The sequence below is a fragment of the Roseovarius pelagicus genome (assembly GCF_025639885.1).
Lineage (GTDB): Bacteria > Pseudomonadota > Alphaproteobacteria > Rhodobacterales > Rhodobacteraceae > Roseovarius > Roseovarius pelagicus.
On sequence record NZ_CP106738.1, the window covers coordinates 3236629 to 3259597 of the forward strand.

19 protein-coding genes are annotated in these 22969 nt (G+C 57.8%); 16 read left to right on the forward strand and 3 right to left on the reverse strand.

The window, feature by feature from the left end:
* The first annotated feature begins 335 nt into the window (after positions 1-335).
* The 5 genes from N7U68_RS17065 (at position 336) to N7U68_RS17085 (ending at position 6275) form a co-directional block, all read left to right on the forward strand.
* Positions 336-1289 carry an ABC transporter substrate-binding protein gene (locus tag N7U68_RS17065; protein WP_263047583.1) on the forward strand — a complete coding sequence of 318 codons (954 nt, stop codon included), beginning with the start codon at positions 336-338 and terminating at the stop codon, positions 1287-1289.
* A 130-nt stretch (positions 1290-1419) separates the two neighbouring features.
* The gene (locus N7U68_RS17070) at positions 1420-3135 is read left to right on the forward strand and encodes an ABC transporter permease subunit (RefSeq protein ID WP_263047584.1); all 1716 of its coding nucleotides are present in this window, start codon (positions 1420-1422) and stop codon (positions 3133-3135) included.
* On the forward strand, positions 3132-4313 hold the full coding sequence (locus N7U68_RS17075) for an ABC transporter ATP-binding protein (protein WP_165193604.1): 1182 nt from the start codon (positions 3132-3134) through the stop codon (positions 4311-4313). Before N7U68_RS17070 ends, N7U68_RS17075 begins: the two co-directional genes overlap by 4 nt.
* 5 nt (positions 4314-4318) lie before the next feature.
* Complete coding sequence (locus tag N7U68_RS17080) at positions 4319-5542, forward strand: metal-dependent hydrolase family protein (protein ID WP_263047585.1); 1224 nt, start codon at positions 4319-4321, stop codon at positions 5540-5542.
* Positions 5543-5567: 25 nt separating this feature from the next.
* Positions 5568-6275 (forward strand): SDR family NAD(P)-dependent oxidoreductase, encoded by a 708-nt coding sequence (locus tag N7U68_RS17085; RefSeq protein ID WP_263047586.1) that lies wholly within the window; start codon positions 5568-5570, stop codon positions 6273-6275.
* 43 nt (positions 6276-6318) lie between these two features.
* Here the strand turns inward: N7U68_RS17085 and N7U68_RS17090 are convergent, their stop codons facing one another.
* From N7U68_RS17090 to N7U68_RS17100, 3 genes are read right to left on the reverse strand one after another with little or no spacing between them, the layout of a single operon-like run.
* Entirely contained in the window at positions 6319-7530 is a 1212-nt protein-coding gene (locus tag N7U68_RS17090) for a M24 family metallopeptidase (protein ID WP_263047587.1), read from the reverse strand.
* A gap of 16 nt (positions 7531-7546) precedes the next feature.
* Positions 7547-8494 carry an agmatinase gene (speB, locus tag N7U68_RS17095; RefSeq protein ID WP_263047588.1) on the reverse strand — a complete coding sequence of 316 codons (948 nt, stop codon included), beginning with the start codon at positions 8492-8494 and terminating at the stop codon, positions 7547-7549.
* Positions 8491-9105, reverse strand: a complete 615-nt coding sequence (locus N7U68_RS17100; RefSeq protein ID WP_263047589.1) for a DUF1989 domain-containing protein — start codon at positions 9103-9105, stop codon at positions 8491-8493. Before N7U68_RS17100 ends, speB begins: the two co-directional genes overlap by 4 nt.
* A 226-nt stretch (positions 9106-9331) precedes the next feature.
* On the opposite strand from N7U68_RS17100, the gene N7U68_RS17105 reads away from it, so the two are divergent.
* From N7U68_RS17105 to N7U68_RS17155, 11 genes are all read left to right on the forward strand, one after another.
* A complete protein-coding gene (locus N7U68_RS17105) occupies positions 9332-10162 on the forward strand; it encodes an amino acid ABC transporter ATP-binding protein (RefSeq protein ID WP_165193592.1) in 831 nt (276 codons plus the stop codon).
* Positions 10159-10830: an amino acid ABC transporter permease gene (locus tag N7U68_RS17110; RefSeq protein ID WP_165193590.1), complete on the forward strand. Its 672-nt coding sequence runs from the start codon at positions 10159-10161 to the stop codon at positions 10828-10830. The genes N7U68_RS17105 and N7U68_RS17110 overlap by 4 nt, the downstream gene beginning before the upstream one ends.
* A 60-nt stretch (positions 10831-10890) precedes the next feature.
* Positions 10891-11676: a transporter substrate-binding domain-containing protein gene (locus N7U68_RS17115; protein WP_263047590.1), complete on the forward strand. Its 786-nt coding sequence runs from the start codon at positions 10891-10893 to the stop codon at positions 11674-11676.
* A gap of 122 nt (positions 11677-11798) precedes the next feature.
* Positions 11799-13040: a M20/M25/M40 family metallo-hydrolase gene (locus N7U68_RS17120; RefSeq protein ID WP_263047591.1), complete on the forward strand. Its 1242-nt coding sequence runs from the start codon at positions 11799-11801 to the stop codon at positions 13038-13040.
* Positions 13037-14296, forward strand: coding sequence for a M20/M25/M40 family metallo-hydrolase (locus N7U68_RS17125; protein ID WP_263047592.1), 1260 nt, complete (start codon positions 13037-13039; stop codon positions 14294-14296). Before N7U68_RS17120 ends, N7U68_RS17125 begins: the two co-directional genes overlap by 4 nt.
* A gap of 157 nt (positions 14297-14453) precedes the next feature.
* On the forward strand, positions 14454-15179 hold the full coding sequence (gene pxpB / locus N7U68_RS17130; RefSeq protein WP_263047593.1) for a 5-oxoprolinase subunit PxpB: 726 nt from the start codon (positions 14454-14456) through the stop codon (positions 15177-15179).
* Positions 15176-16222, forward strand: a complete 1047-nt coding sequence (locus N7U68_RS17135) for a 5-oxoprolinase subunit C family protein (RefSeq protein WP_263047594.1) — start codon at positions 15176-15178, stop codon at positions 16220-16222. The genes pxpB and N7U68_RS17135 overlap by 4 nt, the downstream gene beginning before the upstream one ends.
* 16 nt (positions 16223-16238) lie before the next feature.
* Positions 16239-17189, forward strand: coding sequence for an NAD(P)-dependent oxidoreductase (locus N7U68_RS17140; protein WP_263047595.1), 951 nt, complete (start codon positions 16239-16241; stop codon positions 17187-17189).
* Positions 17186-18478, forward strand: a complete 1293-nt coding sequence (locus N7U68_RS17145; protein WP_263047596.1) for a hydantoinase/carbamoylase family amidase — start codon at positions 17186-17188, stop codon at positions 18476-18478. Before N7U68_RS17140 ends, N7U68_RS17145 begins: the two co-directional genes overlap by 4 nt.
* 192 nt (positions 18479-18670) lie before the next feature.
* Positions 18671-19909 carry an efflux RND transporter periplasmic adaptor subunit gene (locus N7U68_RS17150; RefSeq protein WP_263047597.1) on the forward strand — a complete coding sequence of 413 codons (1239 nt, stop codon included), beginning with the start codon at positions 18671-18673 and terminating at the stop codon, positions 19907-19909.
* Positions 19906-22947 (forward strand): efflux RND transporter permease subunit, encoded by a 3042-nt coding sequence (locus N7U68_RS17155; protein WP_263047598.1) that lies wholly within the window; start codon positions 19906-19908, stop codon positions 22945-22947. The genes N7U68_RS17150 and N7U68_RS17155 overlap by 4 nt, the downstream gene beginning before the upstream one ends.
* The last annotated feature ends 22 nt before the right edge of the window (positions 22948-22969 follow it).

Consider the following 22969-nt stretch of genomic DNA (forward strand, 5'->3'; position numbering starts at 1 on the left):
GAGGGTATGCAAGGTGCATCTGTGATCAGAATTCCAGCGGTTTACTTTTGGTATACCAAATGCTAGATTTACGCCGCTACGCACCTTATGAAGTTCGTTTTCTGCACTGAATTACCAGCCAGTTTCGGGGCTGCCCCGGTGTAGCAGGGGCGGTGGCTGTGGTTTCCCGAACAATAACTTTTGTCCAACAGCGAGAAAGGAACGAAACAATGGCAATGAACCGTCGTAGATTTCTAAAGACAACGGGAGCCACAACTCTGGCGTTGTCGGCGCCTTATGTGGCGCGGGCGCAGTCCAAGGGTAAGGTCACCGTGTGTTCGTGGGGTGGGGCCTTTATGGATGCGCAGCGGGCGGCATTCTTTAAGCCCTTTTCTGACGCGACAGGTATCGAAGTTGTCGAAACGACGACCCCAGAGTTCGCCAAGATCAGGGCGATGGTTGAAAGCGGCAATACTGAATGGGACGTGGTGAACATTGTCCCGAGCGATTATCTGGCTCTCACCGAACTCGATATGCTGGAAAAATTCGATTACAATATGATCGATTCCAAAATTCTCGATGGTGTCGATCCGGCGGTCATCTTTGACTACGGCATCGGAAATGACTTCTATTCCGAAGCCATTGCATATTCCAAGAAAGCATTTCCAAATGAAGCCCCCAAGAGTTGGGTGGATGTATGGGATACCGAAAAATTCCCCGGACCCCGTATGCTTTATTCGGCTGAATGGGTAATTCGACCGAACGAAGGGGCAATCATGGGCAGCGGCGTTCCTGCTGATGGTGTCTACCCGCTGAATCTGGATGCGTCCTATGACGCACTGGGTAACATTCGCGAGAACGTAGCGAAATGGGCCACCTCTGCTGCAATGCCAGTTCAGGCGCTCGTTGATGGTGAGGCGGTGATCGCACAGGCGCCGGCGAACCGGATCCAGAATATCAAAGAGCAAGGCGCGGAAGTTGACTACATCTGGAATCAGGCCCTGACCCAATACGACCTCTGGTCGATCCCGAAAAACGCGCCGAACTACGAGAACGCGATGAAGTTCATCGAGTATTGCAGCCGGCCGGAGGCAGGCGCTGCTTTGGCAATGATCCAGCCGGTTGGGCCGGTCACCGCTGCTTCGTTTGATCTGCTTCCGCCCGAACGTGCGGCCGTTCTGCCACGTAGTCCGGAGAACGCCGACAAGCTGGTCATCATCGATTCGGCATGGTGGGCGCAGAAAGGCGATGACGGAAAAACCAACATCGAGAAGAACGTCGAAATGTGGAACCGTTTCGTTCTGCTCTGATCTACGCTGAGCTTGCGCTGTCCTTTGTCGTCCGACGGCGGCAAAGGGCACCGGAGTCGTCTACCGCTGGGAGGTTGGCAAATTGACGTCGCGTAAGAAAGTGCCCGGATGGCTGCGTCGGCATGCGGGCATGCTAAGTCTTCTGCTGCTTCCCATGGCGCTGCTGTTGCTCGTTTATGTCATACCCCTCAGCAAAATCGTCTGGCTGAGCATTGGTGGCTGGGACATGACGCTGGAGCATTTTCAACGGTTGTTTCAGGATGATCTATTTCGGATCATCTTCATGCGCACCGTCTGGATCGCCATGGTTGTGACCATCCTCAGCCTGATCATCGGGTATCCGGTGGCTCTTCTTATCGCACATGTCCCGCCACGGACCGCCAGCCTGCTGCTGATGCTGGTCATCATTCCGATGTGGACATCCATATTGGTGCGCTCTTATTCATGGATGGTCATTCTCGGTCGGCAGGGAATTGTGAATTCCAGCTTGCAGGAACTGGGCCTGACCGACCAACCGCTCAAGCTTCTTTACACTAGGTTTACGGTCTATGTGGGCATGCTGCATATCATGCTGCCGTTCATGGTTTTGCCGATCCTGAACACAATGCGTCAGATTCCGCCCCTGTTAGGTAACGCTGCATTGACGCTTGGGGCGGGGCCGTTGCGAACCTTTTGGTTGGTCTATTTCCCTCTAAGCCTGCCGGGTGTCGTCGCTGGCTGCACACTGGTCGCGATTCTGTCGCTTGGGTTCTTTGTCACGCCTGCATTGCTTGGCGGAGCCAAGGATACGACATTTGTGCTGTTGATCGACCGCTACGTGAGGGCTATCCGCGATTGGGAAATGGCATCGGCGATGTCCATTGCATTGCTGATGGCAGTGCTGGCATTGGTGTTGTTTACCCAGTTCAAGCCCGCCGGACAGACCTCGGGGCAGGCCAGCCCCGGCAAGCTGACGCGGTTGGTGCTGAAGCTGGCGAGATTTTGTGCAACCCCACGCAATCCAGTGGCAGATGCGCCATCCCCGGCGGGTGGTCAGCACGTGAAACGATCGGGTGGCTCGCGCGAACAACGTAGGGGCGTCGGGTTCTGGTCGAGCCTGCTGGGGATCGGCGGCCTTCTGTTCCTGAGCTTGCCGCTGGTGATCATCATAGTGCTTGCCTTTAGCGACTCTCCGTTCCTGAAGTTTCCCCCGACCGGTTTTTCCCTGCGCTGGTTCGAGAATTTTCTGAACCGCCCCGATTGGATTAATGCCGCCTGGACCAGTTTGCGGGTGGGGCTGATGACGATGGTCGTCGCGACCTTCTGTGGATCTCTGGCCGCAATCGCACTGGAAAGGGGCAGGTTCAAAGGGCGGGGCGTTCTGTACGGGATACTGATTTCACCGCTCGTGGTGCCAGTGATCGTGCTGGCCATTGCGGTCTATTTCGTGTTTGCGCCTCTCGGTCTTGTGGGGACGCAATTGGGTCTGGTTCTGGCGCATAGTATCCTTGCCATGCCATTTGTTATTATCGTCGTGACTGGTGCGCTTAAGGATTCCAACATCATGCTGGAGAATGCGGCGCGCACGTTGGGGGCGTCCCCGATCAAGGCCTTTCTCAAAGTAACGCTTCCGACAATCCGCCCAGGTGTCGCGGCGGCTGCATTGTTCGCGTTTCTCGCGTCCTTTGATGAGTTGGTGATCGCGCTTTTTATCGCAGGAACCGGTTCGCGCACGCTCCCAAAGCGGATGTGGGAAGGCATTCGCGAAGAGATTGACCCGACGATTGCAGCGGTGGCCGCGATCCTGATCGCACTTACCCTCGTGCTAATTGCAGCCGCAGAACTGATAAGGAACCGTTCCAGATGACTTCTCAACCTGACGGCAATCTTGCCAGAAACACCGCAGCACACCCCGAGACCGATCAGAAAATCGGCCGCAGTATTTTGTTGAATGGTGTGACCAAAACTTATGGAAACTTCCGGGCGGTAGACAGTCTTGATCTGAGCATCCCCGAGGGCGAGCTTGTCACGTTGCTCGGCCCGAGCGGGTCAGGGAAATCCACGACACTGATGATGATCGCGGGCTTTACGACACCCGATGATGGCGAGATCTGGGTCGGGGACCGTCAGGTGACGCAACTGCCCGCACATCGTCGCGGGATCGGCGTCGTGTTCCAACAATATGCGCTTTTTCCTCATATGACAGTGGCGGAAAATGTCGCCTTCCCACTTCAAATGCGCGGAATGGGGCGCTCTGACTGTCAAGACCGGGTTCGGCGTGTTCTCGATCTGGTCGAGTTGCCGCAGCTTGCAGACAGATACCCGACCGAACTCAGTGGAGGGCAACAGCAACGTGTGGCGTTTGCACGCGCGATTGTTTTTGATCCACCCGTTCTGTTGCTCGATGAACCTCTGGGAGCACTGGATAAGAAACTGCGTGAAACGCTCCAGCTGGAGATCAAATTGCTGCATGCCCGCCTTGGGCTGACCATGATCTATGTGACCCATGATCAGGGCGAGGCGCTTGCGATTTCTGATCGGGTGGCTGTGATGAATCATGGCAAGCTAGAGCAAATAGGGAAACCCGACACGCTGTATGAAGAACCCAATTCCCGGTTTGTTGCGGATTTTATCGGTGACGCTAATTTCCTTCGCGGCGTGATCACGGAGCGCGGCGAACGGACGGCAAAGCTACGCCTTCGGGATGGCGCCACCGTAGATGTACTGGTGGGTGACACGGTATCGGAAGGCAGCGAAATCGAGGTCATGCTTCGCCCGGAGCGTGTCGGTTTGGTTTCCGATGACATTTCTGGCGCATCGGAGTCCGCCAACCGGATCGAAGGTGAGCTGACGGATGTCTCCTATATCGGCGAATCCAGCAAACTTCAGATTGGTATCGGTGATGGTATGTCTTTGACTGCGCGTGTTCAAAATCAAGGTCGCAAAGTTGCGGAGTACCGCATCGGGCAGAAGCTAGCGGTTAGCTGGGATGTCAACGACGGTATCGTGTTTCCCGTTGCCGATTATGATGGTGGGGGGACATAGGCATCGTGCCCCATGCGAATGTTCTTAGCATAATCGAAAACGTCCGGCTGCTGGACGTGGGCGATATGTCGTACCGGGACGACCGGCATATCGTGATCGAAAACCAGCGCATACGAGAGATCAGCGATGCGCCGGTCAGGCTGCCTGATGCTCGTCGGATCGACGCAGCTGGCCGTGTCGTGATGCCCGGTCTGATCGACGCGCATGTTCATGCGATGGCCTATACCAGCGATTTTGTCGGCCTCGCGCATCAGTCCCCCTACTACGTGGCCGCGCGTGCGGGTGCCGTGCTGCGGGATATGCTTATGCGTGGGTTCACGACTGTTCGTGATGCTGGCGGCGCGGATGCTGGGCTAAAGAAGGCGTTGGATCAGAACATCCTGACTGGCCCGCGTTTGCTGATCTGTGACCTAGGTCTGGCGCAGGCCGGGGGGCAGGGGGATTTTCGCGTGGCCGATGCGGCGCAGATCGGTTGCGCATCCTGCCACGGTCGACGAAGCATCACGAAGGTGGTCGATGGTACGGACGACGTTCGCCGCGCAGTGCGCGAGATTATCCGAAACGGTGCGGACCATATCAAGGTGATGGCCTCGGGCGGGGTGGCGTCGGGTATCCCGATTGATCGTCTTCAGTTTGGGGGCGATGAATTGAGGGTCATGGTGGAAGAGGCCGAGCGGGTAGGTCTCTATGTCATGGCACATGCCTACAAGGATGACGCAGTGCGTCATTGTCTGGATGCGGGCGTTCGGTCGATCGAACATGCCAGCCATTTGTCCGATGGCACACTGGCGGCGGTGATTGCGGCGGGGGCGGCCATCGTTCCGACGTTGAGCGTTTATCAAGCGCAGATCGAGGCCGGATCGACCGCCGCGGGGTTGTTTCAGGAAATGCGCGCTGCGTCGCTGTCGACGATCGAGCGCGCGCAGCGGCAAGGGGTGAGCATCGGGTTTGGAACGGATCTGTCCGGGGCAGAACATGCCCACCAGTCGGGTGAATTCCGGCTGCGGGCGGAAAGTCAGGATAACGCGGCAATCATCGCTTCTGCGACCAAGGTCAATGCAGCCATCTGCGGCCAGCAGGGACAGATCGGAGAAATCAGGCCCGGTGCTTTTGCGGATCTGTTGATAGTCGACGGGGATCCGCTGGCCGATATCGGCTGCGTTGCTGAGCCCGAAGATCACCTCTGCCTCATCATGAAGGGCGGCACTGTTTACAAGAATACACTTTGAACAACACCACACCAAAGGGCACAAAATGATAAGTTTTGACTTTTCCCGCAAGGGCGGGAAGCATGAGGTTCTGCTAACTGGTATTGGCGGAAGTATTGGTAACGCTATTCTCCAAACGCTGGAGGAGGCCGGCAGTTCGATCACGACGATCAGCAACGATCCGAATGAAGCGCAGTCGATCATCGCCGATTTCAGCGATGACGCGGCACTGCGCGCAGCGGTGGAGAAGTCTCCGGCGCATCTGGATGCTTTGGTTCTGGCGCATGGGTTTCTACAGCGTGGTCCCGTCGATTCCGTATCTCCCGCCGACTGGAGGCATCTGCTGGATATCAACCTGAACAGTATTTACACACTGATCCACGCATCGCTTGACCGGCTGCATGACAAGAGCAGCATCGTTATCATATCGTCGACGGCGGGTCTTGATCACAGCCCGATCGGGGGGCCGCATTATACAGTCAGTAAATGGGGTTTGAACGGCCTTGTGCGCCACCTGTGTGATGATTTGGGGCCACGGGGAATCCGGATCAATTCGATATGTCCGGGGCTCGTGGACAATCCGATGGGGCGCGCCTTTATGTCGGATGCGCAATACGAGGCATGTTTTGACGATATTCCAATGCGTCGTGCCGCCGCTCCGGCAGAAATCGCCAGCGCCGTCGGCTTTCTGCTCAGCGATGGCGCGAGCTTTATTTCCGGCGCAAACATCCCGGTTTCCGGCGGATTTCAGTAGGCTGGCGATCCCGCCCCGCGCCAAGGCTGCGGGGCGGATGACCTTAGCGTATGTAGAGGTCGCTGCTGATGTCCGAGAAAACTTCGGGTGCGCCGTTCTCGCGAATACAGAAGGTCTGCCCAATCCCCGCGGCTATTCCTGTGCGTGTGTCGGGGATCATAATGTGCACGAAAAAGACCATGCCCGGCTCCATGATCAGGCTGTTACCGGAATAGATCATTGGCGGCACGTCCATCCAAGTCGGGCGAAACGTACAGCCTAGGGCATAGCCGCACGCGGCAAACCGAACGGATTCGAACCCGGCCTTGTCCAGAACCTGCCTGTGGATGTCGTCGAGTGTTCCCAGCTCGGCACCGGGGCGGGCTGCCTCCTTTACCTTGTACAACGCCTCGTTGGCGACCTTCATCATGTCGACCTGCACAGGGTTGGTCGGGCCGACAGAAATCGTGGACTCAATACACACATTGTAGCGACAGAATGACGCCGACAGTTCCACGATCACCTGATCGTCGGGACGAATTTCGCGTGGTCCGCTGATCGCGCGACCAAAAAGCGCCCGTTCACCAGAGTTCACCAATGGCCCGCCGGGGGGGACTTCTCCGCCGCCACTCATCATCGCGGCCAGTGCGGCACCGTTCAATTCCCCTTCGTTTATGCCGGGGCGGGTTACACCTACCGCAGCCTCGACAGCAGCATCCGCCAGCTTGCCCGCTTGGCGTACATATTCCAGCTCGGCCTCCGATTTCACCAGACGCTGGGTTCGCACGATATCCGAGCCGTCGTCAAAGTTGCAGAATCCGTTCAGCGATGCCTCTACCAAACGGCCGTTTGCAGCAGTCAGTCCGTATGTCGCGAACTCGATGGCAATTTTGCCGCCCTCCAGTCCCAATTCTGCAAGAATATCGCGCAGATCTTTGGACGGGTCTGCCCCTTCGGTGTTTTTCCAGATTCGCACCTCTTCGTAGAGCGAGGCCGTTTCTGCCTGCCGCTGGTCCGGGCGGCGGGTCAATAGAATGGTGGGGCGCTCATCCGCTGTGATAATACCGGCCTGAAAAAATACGTATCCGGCGGTATCATAGCCAGTGAGGTAGTAGTGGCTTTCTTGTGCGAACACGATCAGCGCATCATATCCACGCTGCCGCAGCGCGGCGCGAGTGGTGGCTAGCCGGCTGTGATGTTCATCTGCCGGAAACCGCAGAGATACCTGGCGACCGCTGCCTGTTTGAGCCGAGTATTCCTTGAAATCGGTAGTCATATAATTACTCCGTAGTTTAGCGCCGCATGTGCGCGGCGAGGGCCAATAATTCTGCCATTACCGTTGCTGCCAATAGGGCGGTGATTTTTCCCGGGCCGTCATAAAGGGGGTTTGTCTCGACCACGTCGCATCCGACAAGATTGATCCCTTTCAGCTGTCGCAGGAGGCGCAGGATTTCAAAGGAACTGGGTCCGCCGACTTCGGGAGTTTGCACCCCGGGCGCAAAGGCTGGATCGACGACATCCATATCAAAAGACAAAAATACCGGAGCATCGCCCACGCGCGCCGCAATTCGATCCGCCAGAGCGTCGACAGAACTGAGGAGCAGTTCATCCGCATCGACGACTTCAAAGCCAAGAGCACGCGACTGGCTGATATCAGTGGTAGAAAACAATGATCCGCGCAACCCGATCTGAATTGACTTGGACGGATCGACCAGATTTTCCTCTGCTGCGCGGCGGAACGGGGTACCCGCGCTGTCACGTCTTTCGCCAAAATAGGTGTCCCAAGTGTCAGAGTGGGCGTCGAAATGGATCAGTGCGACGGTGCCGCGCGCGCGCGCGACGGCACGCAAATGGGGCAGGCTGACAGAATGGTCGCCGCCGAACGCGCAAGAGAGAACTTCGGCATCAGCGATGTTGCTGGCAAACCGCTCGATCGCGGTAAACGTTTCTTCCAGATAGCCGGGCACGACCGGGGTATCCCCCAGATCGGCGACTCGCAAATGGTCAAAGACATTCAGCATGTCGCGATAAGGGTTGATTGGTCGCAGCATGACGGACATCTCGCGAATGGCATTCGGTCCGAACCGCGCGCCAGTTCGGTAGGGCGCCCCGGAATCGGACGGGATACCGAAGATGGCTGCATCCAGTCCGTCAGTGCCGGTCGCCTGGGGGAGGCGCATGAATGTCGGAATTCCGCAGAACCGCGGCAGTTCCATGGAATCTGTCGGGTTTGCTGTCATGCTGTGCTCTCTTTCGCTTCGGGGGTGTCCAGGATTTCGACGAGCAAATCACTTGGAATGCAATCTTTGCCGTTGATTGGAGTGATGTCCTGAGGGCATGCCGATATCACGACAATCAGGTTCATGTCGGCCTCAAGACATACGTGATCGCCCGGTTTGCAGGGCGGCGGAAGTCGCGTAAGACTACCATCCGTTGCGACGGGCACGTTCATGAAGAGATTGAACGATGCAGGTGTGCAGGGGCATGACAGGCCACGCTTGGCCAGTGCTTCGTGCAGGTTGGCGGTGCAGCTGCGGTGGTTCACCTCGCCGAATTCTTCGTACAGTTCCGGAGAGCAGGGACAAAGAAGTGTGTCATGGTGCATTGCTGCGCTGTCGACGGTCATGCGCAACATGGTTCGGCGGCGTGTTGACACCAGCCTGCACCCTGTTGCCACATGCAGCAGGCTGTTAATTGAGCGAGTGTGCTCCATTGACATGTATTCACTCATATCGTCGGGGTTGAACGCCCAGATATCCGCCACCTGATTTCCGGTCTCGGTCGCGACTTTCAGCGTCTGCCCCTTTCGAAGCGCCATTGCGTCGCTGAAACGGCCCTTGATGCGTATCATTCAGCTTCTCCTTTTCTCTCGGCGCTTTATGAGCTGCCTGTTTGGGATGCACCGCCAACGATATTTCACGACGGATGATGGAATTTTATTCAATGAATTGGGCGGTAAATTCCGCTCATGGATCAGTTGTTGACAGCTATGATGAGGGTGGCTAGCTTGTGGTCTACACTGGGTATACCATCTGTGTACCCTTAGGCAAACAGAACTTATCCGAAGGCTGTGGTTGATGTCAGAAGAGCAAAGTCCGCACAAAGCGCCGCTGAATGTGGACCCAATTCTTGAGCTAACCGACATCCGGAAAAAATTTGGCGCGCTTGAAGTGCTCAAGGGCGTGTCCCTGTCGGTATCTCCCGGTGAATCCCTTTCGATTATCGGTGCAAGTGGCTCTGGCAAGAGTACCTTGCTGCGTTGTGTAAACCTCTTCGAGAAACCCACGTCGGGCCGCATCCGCTTTGATGGTAAGGACGTCGAATACGGCGATAACCTGTGGTTTATGAAGCGTGAACGGATACTGCGGAACCTTCGCCGCGAGGTTGGTATGGTGTTCCAGAGCTACAATCTGTGGCCGCACATGACGGTGCTGGAAAACGTCATCGAATCGCCAATACAGGCCGGGCTGGGGCGTCGTGCCGAGATCATCGAACTGGCTGATGGTTTACTTGACAAGATTGGCATGCGTGAAAAGCGCAACGAATACCCCAGTCGATTATCCGGTGGGCAGCAACAGCGCGTCGCGATCATTCGTGCATTGGCCATGTCCCCGAAAATCCTGTTGTTGGACGAAGTGACCTCTGCGCTCGATCCCGAGCTTGTGGGGGAAGTGCTGGAGTTGATCGCGCAACTGGCTGCCGAGGGTGTGACGATGCTTGTGGTGACGCATGAGATTGCCTTTGCGCGGGATGTCAGCGATCGGACGATCTTTTTACACAAGGGTGTCATCGAAGAAGAAGGGCCATCAGCAGAAGTCCTCGGAGCGCCGACCAGCGAACATGCACAAAAGTTCCTGCGGCGCGTGCTGCATCCCAACCTGAAACAAGCGGTGGGTGATACGAAATGAGGTTTGATGTCATCAGTGACTGGTGGGAAGTGGTGGCGCCATACGCGCCCTTGATGCTCGATGCAGCCTTCTTTGTGCTACAGATCACGGTTTGTGTCGTGCTGCTGTCTTGGGTTGTCGGGCTGGTTGTTGCCCTGTGCCGTGCGTCCAATTTCAAGCTTCTGCAATGGCCGGCCCGGTTCTTTATCTGGTTTATCCGTGGCACACCGGCGCTGGTGCAAATCTTCATCGTTTATTTCGGGTTACCGCAGTTCGGGATTTCCATGTCGCCATTTGTGGCGGGTACGCTCGCTCTTGCGCTCAATGGTGGGTCCTACGTGGCCGAAATCATCCGGGGTGGATTGATCGGCATACCAAAAGGCCAGCGTGAATCTGCCTTGGCGCTGGGACTAAGCCGTGCGACCGCCATGCGGCGGGTGATCCTGCCTCAGGTCGTGCGGGTTATCATCCCGCCCATTTCCAATGAAATCGCATCTTCACTGAAGAATACGTCATTGCTCTCGACCATCACGTTGATGGAGTTGACGCTGCAGACTGAGGTAATCGTCGCCAGCACGTTCCGTCCTTTCGAGTTCTACATCTTCACGGCTCTAATCTACCTGTTGATGACAACAACCTGCATCTACGGGCTTCAAATCATGGAGCGTCGATATGCCGTGAGGTACTGAAACCTCTGCTTTTCAGTTCCTAAATCGCTCCACCTTGCAACATGGGAGAAGACATTGAAAATGTTTCATAAACTGAAAATAGCGACGGGTCTGATCGCCGTTCTGGCCGCTGTGCCGGCTTTGGCTGACGGAGATCTGGAGGTCGCTGAACCCGGTGTGCTGACCTGTGGCGCGGACGGGGGGTACCCACCGTTCTCGTTGACCAACACAAAGGGTGAGTTTGACGGCCTTGCAGTGCGCGTTATGAAGGAAATGGCCACACGGGCAGGGCTTGAATACAGTCCCGTCATCGTCAAGTGGGACTCCGCGCTTGTCGGGGTTCTGAGTGGCAAGTTCGACATGCTCTGTAATGCGATGGACATTACGGCGGCCCGTCAGGAACAGGTCCGTTTCATCGACGGGTGGCTGGAATCCGGCGGTAGGTTGCTGGTTCATGAGGACTCGGATGTCTCGACGCCCGATGAGTTCGACGGCGTGATCGGTGTTCTGGCCAGCTCGACCTGGGCGGAACTGGCCAAGGAACTCAACGCATCTGACACCAAATATTACAAGGTCGAAGTAGATGCGATGCGAGATCTGGCCAATGGCAATATCGACGGCATGATCACTGATGCGATTGCGGCCGCATGGGCGATTGAACAGTCGAACCTCCCGATCAAGCTGACCGAAGGTTCGTTGAGTTCGATCCAGAAGGGCTTTGCCCTGCACAAGGACAAGGTCAATTTGGCCAAGGCTTTGAACAAGGCGCTGGCCAGTATGGTCGAAGACGGCACCTATGCGGAGTTGACCAGCGATCTTATCGGTTTCTCGCCGGCTCCTGAGGAGCCGATCCGAAGCCAGTTCTGATCAAGCGTCGGGCGCGCGATCCTGCGCGCCCGACGCATCTTGTCGGTACGATCGGACCGCCGCGCCAATGCGCGTGCTGTATGTCGACCTATTCGTAGCCATTTCTGCCGAGTGATTGAAATATGACCTTAGAGAAACTCCTGAAGCGGATCGACGACGACCGCGATGAGCTCGTCGCCCTTTTTCAGGCGCTGGTCCGCGCACCCAGCCCAAATCCACCGGGGAATACTCTTGATGCAGCCGAGGTTGTTTCTGATTTCCTAAAGTCCAAAGGGCTGAGCGTGGAGGTGATTGAACCGCTTGAAAACGCTCCTAATCTGATTTCTTCGTTCACGTGCAAAGACGACGGGCGGCATTTGGTTCTGAATGGCCATCTCGATACCTATCCCTGCGATGACGCAGATCGGTGGCAATACGATCCGTACGGTGGGACAATGGCGAACGGTGCCGTTTATGGCCGTGGTGCCAGCGACATGAAGGCCGGAACCGCCGCGATTGCCGCGGTCCATGCATATTTGTACACGCTTCGGCGCGAGCTCAAAGGCAAGCTGACATTCACCGCCGTTTCTGACGAGGAAACAGGAGGGAAGTGGGGTGCTCAATATCTCTTGGAACATCACGATGTTCGGGGCGATTGTCTGCTCAACAGCGAACCGGGTGGCCCGACGACGGTTCGTTTCGGCGAAAAAGGATCACTGAAGCTGCGCTTTAAAGTCAGGACGACGGGATGCCACGGCGCCTACACACACAAGAGCCGAAGCGCGACCAAGATTGCCGCCTCTGTGGTGCGCGCCCTTCCAGCGATCACCGAGCTTCCGGTGGAAACCAGCGACAACCTCGGGCCGATGCTGACGGGATCCGAGGCCGAGTTTGATCGGATTCATCTGCCCGGCGCGGCGGAGGTTCTGCGCAAGTATACCGTGAATGTGGGGCTCATACGGGGCGGGGTAAAAATGAACATGCTGCCCGCCAACTGTGATTGCGATGTCGATATCCGCATCCCGATTGGCGGCACTGCCGCTGCGGCATTGCAGGCTGCAGAGGAGATCGTTGCGCAACACGACGACGTCACGCTTGAAGTGTTGTCGACGGACGAGCCCAGCTGGTCCGATCCGGGCCATCCCATGGTGGCAGCAGTACAATCTGCGGCGGCCGAGGTGCTGGGTACGCCCATTCACACGGTCACAAGCCTTGGTGCGACCGATGCTCGTTTCTGGCGTGAGGCCGGGGTGCCAGCTGTAACCTATGGGACCACCGCCACCAATGTTGCGATGGTCGACGAACACACTGACATCGACGAGTGGATCAACGTCATCAAGGTCCACGCTTTAGCCGCTTACAACTACCTGAGGACCACCGCATGAGTACGCTGTCGAAACTCAAACAAGAGCTTGTCGATCAGGTTGATCGTGACCGGGATCTTCTGGTCGAATTCCTCAGCAAATTCGTGCGCGCCAAAAGCCCCAATCCGCCCGGCGATACACGCGATGCAGCGCGCTGTGTGACCGAGTTCCTCAAGGCACGGGATCTGGAACACCGGATCGTTTCGCCGCACGAGGAAATGCCGAATGTGATTGCCTCGTTTGATTGTGGTGCACCTGGACGACATCTGGTGTTGAACGGGCATATGGATGTTTTCCCACTTCCGACCAAGGACGGCTGGAGCCGTGACCCATGGGGGGGCGAGGTGTCCGATGGCAAGGTCTGGGGCGTAGGGTCCTGCGACATGAAGCAGGGCACGACGTCGATCCTGTTCGCCTATGCCTACTTGCACCAGATACGCGACAAGCTGAAGGGCCGCCTCACTTTGACGGCGGTATCCGACGAGGAAACCTTTGGGCCATGGGGCGCCGTCTATCTGATGGAAAACTGCCCCGAGATACATGGCGATTGCTGTTTCAATGCAGAACCGGGCGCGCCGACAACCGTGCGGATCGGTGAAAAAGCCCCGCTATGGATGACCTGTACAGTGGAATCGCCTGGCGCGCATGCGGCCTATACGCATAAGGCGCACAACCCTGTTGAGATAGCATCTGCATTCATCGCGGACCTCGAGGCAGTCGAGGATCTTGAGGTCAATCTTCCGGGGCCGGTTGCCGATGCTCTTGCCGTTGCGCGCGATGAAATTGACCGGGTTCACCTGAAGGGCGCGGCAGATGTCATGCAGAGCTTCTCGCTCAACATTGGTCAGTTCAATGCGGGCAGTATCATCAATACCATCCCGACCAAATGCACGTTTGATGTCGATATCCGGCTGCCATTCGGAATGACAAAAGAACCGGTGATGGCCTTCATGGCCGACTTGCTGGAGAAATACCCGCAGGTGAAGATGGAAGTGGTTATGGACACAGCCACGCCGGCATGGTCTGACCCAAGCCACGAACTGGTTGGTTATGTTCAACAGAATGCAAAGGAAGTGGCTGGTCTGGATGTCTTGCCGATCACAAGCCTTGCCGGGACGGATGCCCGTCTATGGCGCTATGCCGGGGTCCCCGCATTCAGCTATGGCACCACTGCGACGAATGTTGCGATGCCGGACGAACATGTTGATATTGAAGAGTGGATCGGCGTGGTTAAGACGCATCTGCTGACGATCTTTGACTATCTCAACGCTGAATAAACCGGGGAACGGTGGCGATCGGCCTGAGCGGGGGTTACCGATTTTACCTTATGGCTTTGGATCGGTGGGGCCTGTGATTGGGGCATTTGTCGGGGGTGCTATGTGATAGGAGGGTGCAAATGCGAAAACCCGACATCACCATCGAGAAGAGTTACGGATGACACCCAGCTTTCTTCCTGTAGGTGACCGCGCGCTGTTGCTGCAAGTCAGCGAGATAATTGACGCGGCAGCCAACAAACGGATCATCGCCTTTGCCGAGATGCTGAGGACCAAATGCCCCGCAGGTATCACGGAAATCGTCCCGACCTATGGCTCGCTGCTGGTTTGCTACGAGCCCGAAGTGATCCGCGGCGCGGCGTTGGAGGCGCATTTGCGCGGGCTCTGGCATAGCTACGCGGACGAGGGTGCCATCGGGCGGCTGTGGCATGTGCCCTGTCTCTATGGTGGCGAGGTCGGACAGGATCTACAGGAGCTTGCCGATCTGAAGGGCTGCTCCGCTGACGACCTGATTACGATGCATTGCGGCGCAGAGTACCGCGTCTACATGATCGGGTTTGCACCCGGTTTTGCCTATCTGGGAGGGCTGCCAAAGCCGCTGCATACCCCACGGCTTCGCGTGCCGCGACAGTATATTCCGGCTGGTGCTATCGGCATCGGTGGTCAACAGGCCAGCATCAATTCGGTCGCGGGCCCGTCTGGCTGGCGCTTTATCGGGTGGACGCCATGGCGCAATTTCGATCCCTCTCGATCCCCGCCATTTCTGTTTCACGCCGGCGATCGGATTCGTTTCCGTCCCGTTGGCGCGGACGAAGCGCGTGATATCGCAGATCAGGTAGCGTCAGGCGCGTTGTCGCCCGAGCCGGAAGAAGGGGACACCGCATGAGCGTCGACATCCTGTCTGCGGGTCCGATGCTGAGTGTGCAGGATGCTGGACGCAACGGGCTGAGGTATTTTGGGGTGTCGTCTGCTGGTCCCATTGATGCAAATGCGATGGCACTGGCCAATGCGCTCTGCGGCAATCCGGGTTCGACCGCGGCACTGGAATTCGCCGGGTACGGGGGCAGATTCAGGGCCAGCCGTTCGGTACGCTTTGCTGTCACTGGTGGCCCTTGCGAGATACGTGTCGAAAACCGGTTGGTTGCGGTTGGAGAAAGCCACTGGCTCGCACCCGGTGAAACGCTAAGCGTGGGAGTGCTGCGCGGCGTGGTCTGGGGATACATCGCGTTTTCCGGCGGGATCGAGACCGAACCCGTTTTGGGATCGCGCGCAACCCATCTGCGCAGCGGCCTGGGTGGTGTCGACGGGCGGGGCCTGCGCACGGGTGATGGTGTTCGGCTGGGGCATGAGTGTGGCGGCGATTGTTTGCGCATGGCGACCCCGCTTTCGGGGACCAGATCCCCGCTATTCGCTAGTGGCCCGATCCGTATGATACTTGGGCCGCAGAGCAACCTGTTTGCACCGGATATTCTGACTAGATTGACGTCGGAAACGTTCGTGGTGACGCCACAGCGCGACCGCATGGCGATGACACTGGGCGGGGTAGAACTGCCTGCGTTGGGTGGGCATGATATCGTGTCGGATGGCACTGTGCCCGGATCGGTGCAGGTGCCGGGATCAGGTGTGCCGTTGGTTCTGCTTGCCGAAAGCCAGACCACGGGTGGGTACCCCAAGATTGCGACCATTGCATCGGTTGACCTGCCACGTCTGGCCCAGCTGCCGGTCGGTGCGTCGGTGCGTTTTGCCACGATTTCGCGCGAAGAGGGCGAAGATTTGTGGGTGGCGCAGCGTCGGGATGTACGCGCGATGCTAGATGGTTTGGTACCAAAGCCGGATGGTGTCCTCAGCTCAGAGTATCTGTTGTCATGCGATCTGGTCGGTGGCGTGACAGCGCCGGACGAAATTGCCGGAATGGATCTGGACGGGTAAGTGAGGTGAGATAGACATGAAATGCCTGATCATACAGCCGATCCATCAAGCCGGGCTTGAGCGGCTCCGACAGAGTGGGATCACGCCCGTCATTTGCCCTGCACCAGATATGGAAACCGTCGCGCGGCACATTCTAGATTGTGATGCGGCGATCACGCGGGATGCAGGGTTTGATGCAGGTGCGTTCGCCGCTGCCGACAAGCTACGCGTGGTGGCGGTGCACGGGGCCGGGCATGATCCGGTTGACAAGCAGGCAGCGGCCAAGGCTGGCGTGCTGATCACAAATACTCCGGGAACGAATGCGCGCTCGGTGGCAGAGCTGGCGCTGGGGCTTGCGCTGGGGGTGGCGCGCCGCATACCGGCGGCAGATGGAGCAATGCGCTTGGGGCAGGCCGGTTTCCGCGAGTCTGCATCGTTCAGAGAACTGTCGGATGGCACGGCCTTGATTGTCGGCTGGGGCGCCACCGGCAGCAGTTTGGGCGGAATGCTGCATGACGCATTTGGCATGCGTGTTCTCGCCCATACACCGAGGCGACCTGCAGAGCAGTGGGTGACGCATGCGCCGGATCTGCACACCGCTCTGGCCGAGGCGGACCTGATTTCGTTGAATGCACCGCTACGTCCGGAAACCCGCAATCTGATCGACGCGAGCGCGTTTACGGCGATGAAACCGGGCGCGATCCTGATCAACGTTGCTAGGGCCGGTCTGATCGATGAACCCGCGTTACAGGACGCGCTGACCGCAGGCAAGCTGGGCGGTGCAGGGCTTGATATGGTTTCCGCACACGCGGCACAGGGGCTGCTAGCGACATTTCCCAACGTAATTTTTACGCCTCACATTGGTGGTACGACCGAAGCCGCGCTGCGACGGACTGCCGAAGCCGCAGCGTCGCAAGTAATCGAAGCGTTGTCGGGGCGGTTGCCAACCATGACGATTAATCCCGAAGTCTGGAGAAATAAGGTATGACGCCAAGCCGCAGCGCCACCACGACTGATCCGAGTGATGCCGAGCGAGTGATCAGAGAAACGATCAGCCGTGTCATTGCCGGGGTAAACACGCTGTCCGACAGCGGGCCGGGCTGGACGCGTCCATCCTACAGTGATCTGGAAAGCAAGGCTCATGCGCTGATCGAAAAAGAGGCACTCGCCCTTGGACTGGAGGTCAGTCGTGATGCGGCGGGAAACCTGTTTGCGCGCCTTGCGGGGCAGGACCGCACCGCGCCTGCACTGTTCACCGGATCACATTTGGACACCGTCAGTCAGGGCGGGGCCTATGATGGACAGGCAGGGGTGGCCGGGGCGATGGCCCTGATTGCTGCGTTTCGGGCGGGCAACGTGCTACCGCCGATGGACATCGTGCTGACCGTGACGCGAGCAGAGGAAAGCGTATGGTTTCCGGTCTCTTATATCGGGTCGCGCGCGTATCTTGGAAAGCTGACCGCAGAGGAACTGGACGCAAAGCGTGTTGATACGGGTCAGAGCCTCGCTGCGCATATGTGCTCGCAAGGGTACGATCCAGAGGCCGTGATCGCGACCAAAGCGCCCGATCCGGCGCAGTTTCTGGAGTTTCACATCGAACAAGGGCCGGTTTTGCATGCTGCTGGTGAGGCTTATGGACTGGTGACCGCCATTCGCGGCGGGTTGCGGTATCGTAGCGCCCGGATCACCGGGCAATGGGCCCATTCCGGGGGAACGCCACGTGCGGATCGTGCCGACGCTGTGGTTGCGTTTTCAGATCTGGTTCTGGCGATGGATCGGATCTGGGGCGAAATGCAGGAGGCGGGTGATGATCTGACCGTTACATTCGGTCGTGTCGATGCCGCGACTTCTGCACACGCAATGGCAAAGGTTGCGGGCGAGTTGGAGTTCTGCGTTGATCTGCGATCAACAGATTTGTCTGTACTCGAACGGGCAGATTCGCACCTGAAAACCGAGATCGCGCGGATCGAGTCAGAACGCTCGGGCATCGCGTTCTCGCTGGGGGCGCAGAGCCGCAGTCGACCTGCAACGCTGTCACGGCCTATGGCGGAGCGGATTGCGCGCGGAGCAGCGCGTTTTGGCGAAGCGCCCCGGCGCATGTCTTCGGGCGGTGGCCACGATGCGGCGGCCTTTGCCGTTGCCGGGTGGGATAGCGTGATGGTTTTCGTGAGAAACTGGAATGGCAGTCATTGTCCGGAAGAGGGCATGAACGAAGCTGACTTGGTTCGCGCCGTGATGGCCGTGCATGCGGCGCTGGGTAATGACTGGCAGCCTTAGTCTTTGAACTTTCGCTGTGGTGCCATGATCTTGATCCACTCAGGTGGCAGGTAAAGGCGGCAGAGAGAGGTCAGCCCTCCTGATTTCGTTTAGTTTGTACTGAACAATTAAATTGACATGATTGCCGCACGCTGTATTTCTATTGCGAGCTTTCCGGATCTTGGACGGCTTCGTTTTGGAAAAGGATGGTCGATGCCGGAAAACACGAAACGTGCAGCACGCGATGTACAAATCAAAGGCAATCGCACGTATTTTCCGTTGATACTCGCGGCGGCTCTGGTTGTTGGTCCACATCCGGCATGGGCCGAAAACGCGACCGCAACGCCGCAAAAGGCGGTGACGATCGCCTCTGTTACAGTCGCCTCGGTGGTTGAGGCCAAAATGATTGGCCGGGTTCCGGTGTCGGGGACGCTGGTGCCGCGCGAAGAAGTGCTGGTCTTTCCGGAGGTGAATGGGTCGCCGATTGACACATTGCAGGCCGATGTTGGCGATCTGGTAAAGGCGGGCGATGTTCTGGCTACGCTGAATGCGCGAACCCTGACCGCAGAACTGGCGCGATCCAAGGCAGAGTTTGCCCGAGCCAAATCCAGTGTCGGGCAGGCCAAAAGCCAAATCGTGTCAGCAAAGGCGACAGCAACACGGACGACGGCGGCGCTCGACCGGGCAAAGCGTCTGATGGAGGCAGGGACGACAACCCAGACAGTGCTGGATCAGGCGCTGGCTGACTCGCAAACCGCTGATGCGGCTGTTGCATCTGCCACCGATGGTCTGGCAGTGGCCGAGGCACAGTTACAGCAGGCGCAGGCGCAACTGGATATTGCCGAACTTAATCTGGAGAGAACAACCCTGCGGGCGCCGGTTGATGGTTTGATCTCTGCACGCAACGGCCAGATCGGGGCGATTGCCGCATCCGGTGGAGAGCCGATTTTCCGCATGATTGAAAACGGCATTGTCGAAGTCGAGGCAGAGGTGATCGAGACCGCGCTGGGGCAGATCACCAAGGGGGATGCCGTTAACCTGTCAGTGGCGGGGGTGGGCGACGTGTCCGGCGTCGTCAGGCGCATTTCACCGACGGTTGATCCAGTCAATCGGTTGGGAACGATCCGCATTGAGACGGACACTCAGAATGATCTGAGGTCCGGTGTGTTCGTCAGCGGCTGGGTGATCACGGATCAGAGAACGTCGCCGGCAGTCCCGACATCCGCCGTTTTGACTGACAGCGCGGGTACTTTTGTCCTCGTTGTCGCGGACGGTGTTTTGGAAAAACGCAGCGTCGTTGCCGGATTGATCTGGAATGACCTGCGCGAGATTGTGAAGGGCCTGACCAAGGGCGAAGTTGTCGTGGCCAAGGCTGGTTCTTTCTTTGGCGACGGCGACAAGATCAACCCGATTTTTCCCAAAACGACCACAGCAGAGGCTGACTCCGAATGAACATGTCCACATGGGCCATTCGCAAGCCGGTGCCATCGCTGGCGTTGTTCCTGGTTCTGGTGATTGTTGGGATGGTCAGCTTTTTCCGACTGCCGGTGACGCAGTTTCCCAACATCGACATTCCGATCGTGACAGTGGGGATCGCACAGCCCGGTGCGGCACCATCGGAAATCGCCAACCAGATCGTCAAGCCGGTTGAAAGCGCTGTCTCGGATGTCACGGGGGTGAGCCATGTGTCGGCAACGGCGACCGACGGATATGCCACCGTGACGATCGAATTCGATCTGGAGGTTGATACCGACCGGGCACTGAACGACGTCAAGGACGCGGTGGCGGGGATCATCAGTGATCTGCCTGACAGTATCATGGAGCCAAACATTCAGCGCGTCGACGTCACGGGGATGCCAATCCTGACCTACGCCGTGTCTGACCCCACGCGCACCATCGAGGATCTGTCCTATTTCGTGGACGAGATCGTTGCACGCGAACTGACTGCCGAGGATGGCGTTGGCAAGGTCGATCGGATCGGGGGCGGTGATGAGGCCATTCAGGTCGAACTTGACCCGGACCGTATGCTGGCCCTTGGGCTGACGGCGGCGGATATCAACAGCCAACTTATGCAGAACAACATCGATCTGGGCGGTGGATCGGGTGATCTGGCGGGGCAAGAGTTTTCTATCCGTGCGCTGGGCAGTGCTGCGACCGTTGCAGAACTGGCGTCGACACCGATCACACTTGGATCGGGCCGGACTGTGCGACTGGATCAGATGGGCACGGTTGCCTTTGGTGCGACCGAGACGGAGACCTTTGCCATGTTCAACGGCCAGCCGGTCGTCGCGTTCGGCGTGTTCCGCTCGACCGGGGCCAGCGATCTGGCAGCGGGGGACAATGCCAAGGCCAGGCTGGCCGTATTGGAGGAAGCATATCCGAATGCCAGCTTTTCGCTGATTGATGATGCAACGCATTACACCGAGGGAAATTATCATTCCGCGATGGAGACGCTCTATGAGGGGGCGGCGCTGGCCATCATCGTGGTTTTCCTGTTCCTCAAGAATTGGCGCGCGACGATCATCACGGCGGTAGCATTGCCACTGTCGATCATTCCCACCTTCATCGTGATGAGTTATCTGGGCTTCTCGCTCAACACTGTATCGCTGTTGGGGATCACGTTGGTAACGGGAATTCTGGTGGATGATGCGATTGTCGAGATCGAGAATATCGTTCGACATATCCAGATGGGCAAACCGGCCTATGAGGCCTCGGAGGAAGCGGCGTCAGAGATCGGTATGACGGTGATCGCAATTAGCTTTACCATCGTGGCAGTGTTTGCGCCGGTTAGCTTCATGTCCGGAATCGCGGGTCAGTATTTCAAACAGTTCGGCCTGACCGTCGCTGTTGCGGTGTTGTTCTCGCTACTGGTTGCGCGCCTGATCACACCGATGATGGCCGCGTATCTTCTACGTGACGGGATCGCGCCGGAGGAAGAGAAAGACGGATGGATCATGCGCGCCTACATGCGCATTCTGGGATGGACGTTGCACAACCGGGTGATCACGCTGACATTGGGGCTGGCTATTTTCGCCGCGTCCATTTTCTCGGCCACATTGCTGCCGACAGAGTTCGTGCCCCCCTCTGATACCGGACGTGCCAGTGTATCGATCGAATTGCCGCCGGGATCGCTGATGGAGGAAACGCGCGCAGTCTCGCGCCGTGTCACCGAAGCAATCCGCACAGTACCCGAAGTTGAAACGGTGTTCGTGGACGGTCAGGATACGACGGCGACGATACGCATCGGCTTCGGGTCAAAAACGGATCGTGAACGCAGCTCATTCGAGATCATCGACCAACTGGAAGTTCTGCTGGCCCCGATACCGGATGTCCGTCTCTTTGTTCTGTCCGAGAGTGGAACTCGTGACTTGTCGATCAGTGTTCTGGGGAATGCAGTCGATACGACCGCCGTTGCGGCTGCGGCTCTGGCCAAGGAAATGAACAAGCTGCCCGAAATCGTCGGCGCGGCGAGCGCGGCATCCTTGCTGCGGCCCGAGATCCAGATAACGCCGAAATCAGAGCTGGCGGCGGAAATGGGTATCACATCTGCGGCGCTGGCCTCGACCGTGCGAATTGCGACCATTGGTGAATCCGGCGGCAATGTCGCCAAGTTTAATACCGGCGAGCGGCAGATACCGATCCTCGTGCGATTGGAGGAAGACGCGCGAAACGACCTGTTTCGCATGTCCGGCTTGCGCATTCCCAGCACAACAGGCGCACCTGTGCCGCTGAGCGTGGTGGCCGACATGGCACTGTCCACGGGGCCTACGTCGATAGAACGTTATGACCGCCAATACCGTACCACGGTCGAAGCGGACGTGGCCGACGGGTATCTTCTGGGACCGGCCACTGCTGCGGTCAACGCGCTGCCCATCGCTATGGATATGCCAGAGGGCACATCTATTCAGGCAGGTGGTGATGCCGAAGTGATGGAAGAAATCTTTACCCAGTTCGGGCTGGCAATGGGGGCAGGTATCTTGCTGGTTTATGTCGTCCTCGTGCTGCTTTTTGCCAGTTTCGTCACGCCGATCACAATCCTGATGTCGCTGCCGCTGGCGATCGGTGGCGCGATCTTCGGCCTGTATGTCTATGGTGCGGGCATCGGTCTGTCGGTGGTTATCGGCTTCCTGATGTTGATGGGCATCGTGACCAAGAACGCCATCATGCTGGTCGAATTTGCACTGGAGGCCATGAAAGACGGCGTGGAGAAAGACGCAGCGATGATGGATGCCGGGCACAAACGGGCGCGACCGATCATTATGACCACGATTGCGATGACTGCCGGCATGGTGCCGAGCGCGCTTGCTCTCGGCGAAGGCGGTGAGTTTCGCGCACCGATGGCGGTGGCCGTGATCGGGGGCTTGTTGCTGTCTACCGTGCTTTCACTGCTGTTTGTACCGTCGCTCTTTAGTATGATCGACGGGATGAAAACGCGCATTCGACGTGGGTTAGTGACTACCTTTGGTACAAACAAACCGAGAGACGCGTGATGCAAAACGTGCAGGGAAAGAG